At 56.0% G+C, this 1,445-nt stretch carries 2 protein-coding genes; both read left to right on the top strand.

Going from position 1 to position 1,445, the window contains the following annotated elements; genetic code table 11:
• Nucleotides 1-177 precede the first annotated feature (177 nt).
• Nucleotides 178-807 carry a hypothetical protein gene (locus RMO15_RS16550; protein ID WP_309714553.1) on the top strand — a complete coding sequence of 210 codons (630 nt, stop codon included), beginning with the start codon at nucleotides 178-180 and terminating at the stop codon, nucleotides 805-807.
• 39 nt (nucleotides 808-846) lie between these two features.
• On the top strand, nucleotides 847-1,440 hold the full coding sequence (locus RMO15_RS16545; RefSeq protein ID WP_309714552.1) for a DUF4291 domain-containing protein: 594 nt from the start codon (nucleotides 847-849) through the stop codon (nucleotides 1,438-1,440).
• The last annotated feature ends 5 nt before the right edge of the window (nucleotides 1,441-1,445 follow it).

Here is a 1,445-nt window from a genome sequence, read left to right as displayed (position 1 = left end):
GCACCACCGATTGTCACATAGGCGTTTTATCCGGGGCGGGCTTAGAGCACGCTCTACGCCTCAACGAGGGGCTCCCCCTCAGGACGCGTTTTCCACGTTCGGAACGGAGACGAAAATGTGTCGGGTAGTGAGGTATATTTTAAAAGTACTCTAATTCCAATAATGAAAGACATGGAAATGAAAAAATTCGGTTTTGCTCTCCTTGGAACGGCCTGTGTGGCTCTCAGCGGCTGTGGGGCCGTGAACAATGTAATTAACTCGGTGATCCCTGAGGTTGATAATCTGGTCAAGCTCAATGGTACGACTGTGGATGCGACCGTGGGTTCAGGGCGTGCCGTGATCTCGGGTAATGTCAGCAAGAGCGCAGAGTTTGGTGATACTGAGCTGCCTCAGGTCTCACAGCTGAGAACCATGCGCCTGCGCCAGAGCCTGGATACGGCCATTCAGGTGACAATGCCTAGCGGCAAGAGCTTACCGGCTTCTTTCTCGCTCAGCAATATCGCTCTCAGAATCCGTCTTTCGGATAGCGATGCGCGCGCTTCGGAGGCTTCTGCCACGTTCGCTGGTCCCGTCACCTACACCCGTGACGGCACAACCAGTACCTACCGAACTACCACACCGGTAGAAGTGGGCAATATCACGTTTAGCAACACCGCGTTTTCGACGGCCCGCGATATTATCACCACCGCTCCCAGCCCCAACAGCGCCAATGGCCGCCTGAGCTTCGACACCGACGATACCCAGCTCCCCAACGGAACGGTCTTGCGATTCACCTTCGTAGAGGGTAAAGCTAAAGTCGAGCTGTAGACTGAGCAAGCTCCTCGGGCATGGCGATAGAGAGTCGTCATGCCCGAGCTTTATGAGATCCGCGCCACCTACGACAGAGAGACCATCACGGTCTACCAGGCGTACAACGCAGCCATAGCAGACGCCGCGCTCGCTGCCCAGACCTTTGTCACCCCGTTTTCCTTTCACCGCATGACCTGGATCAAGCCGTCGTTTTTGTGGCTGATGGAGCGAAGCAACTGGGGCCTGAAATCCGGCCAAGAGCGTATCCTAGCCGTCAAAATCAGACGTTCTGGCTGGGAAGAAGCGCTCTCGCAAGGCATCCTCACGCACCCCGAGCCCGCGCTCTGGCCCAACCCCGATGACTGGCGCATTGCCTTCGCCTCAGCTCTCGTCCATATCCAGTGGGATCCGGAGCGCAGCCTACGCGGAGCCGCACTTCCCTACTTTTCGATTCAAGTCGGCCTCACTCGGCATATTATCCAGCGCTACACCGATGAGTGGATCGTAAGCATCGAAGATAAAACGCCTCTTGTACGCAAGCTTCAAAAGCTTATCCAAACGGGACGGGCAGACGCAGCCAAAAAGCTCCTGCCCGTGGAACGCGTCTACGAAACTACAGCGTCCGCAGGTGAAAGCCGCCGTCTATATTGATGATC

Source organism: Armatimonas sp., from assembly GCF_031410135.1.
In the GTDB taxonomy this organism is placed as follows: domain Bacteria; phylum Armatimonadota; class Armatimonadia; order Armatimonadales; family Armatimonadaceae; genus Armatimonas.
Note: the sequence above shows the minus strand (reverse complement) of the source record. Positions and strands in the feature narration are given on the sequence as shown.

What these genes read in the sequence shown, in the direction of transcription:
- RMO15_RS16550 (WP_309714553.1), top strand. Translation starts at nt 178, where the DNA reads ATGAAAAAATTCGGTTTTGCTCTCCTTGGAACGGCCTGTGTGGCTCTC.
- RMO15_RS16545 (WP_309714552.1), top strand. Translation starts at nt 847, where the DNA reads ATGCCCGAGCTTTATGAGATCCGCGCCACCTACGACAGAGAGACCATC.